At 47.7% G+C, this 308-nt stretch carries 1 protein-coding gene; it reads left to right on the top strand.

Translation table 11 applies throughout. From position 1 onward, the window contains the following. Nucleotides 1-56: 56 nt before the first annotated feature. The coding region (locus tag JYB63_RS22785; RefSeq protein WP_272873606.1) for a porin at nucleotides 57-308 on the top strand (252 nt) is incomplete at its 3' end.

Genomic DNA, 308 nt, shown 5'->3' with positions numbered 1-308 from the left:
AAACTATAAATTGGGCGTGACGGGCAGGGTTCTAATTATAATATCTAGGAAAATAAATGATGAAACGCAGTGTATTAGCCTTAGCTGTCGCCCTCGGGGCGATCACCTCCTTCGCCAACGCGGCTGAAATCTACAATAAGGATGGTAATAAACTCGACCTGTACGGCCGCGTTAACGCCAAGCATTATTTCAGCGACAGTAAGTCCAATGACGGCGATATGACCTATGTTCGCCTGGGCTTCAAAGGCGAAACGCAAATCAATAACCAGTTGACCGGTTACGGTCAGTGGGAATACAACGTCCAGGCC

It is taken from the genome of Aliamphritea spongicola (assembly GCF_017051665.1).
GTDB classification, from domain to species: domain Bacteria; phylum Pseudomonadota; class Gammaproteobacteria; order Pseudomonadales; family Balneatricaceae; genus Amphritea; species Amphritea spongicola.
Note: the sequence above shows the minus strand (reverse complement) of the source record. Positions and strands in the feature narration are given on the sequence as shown.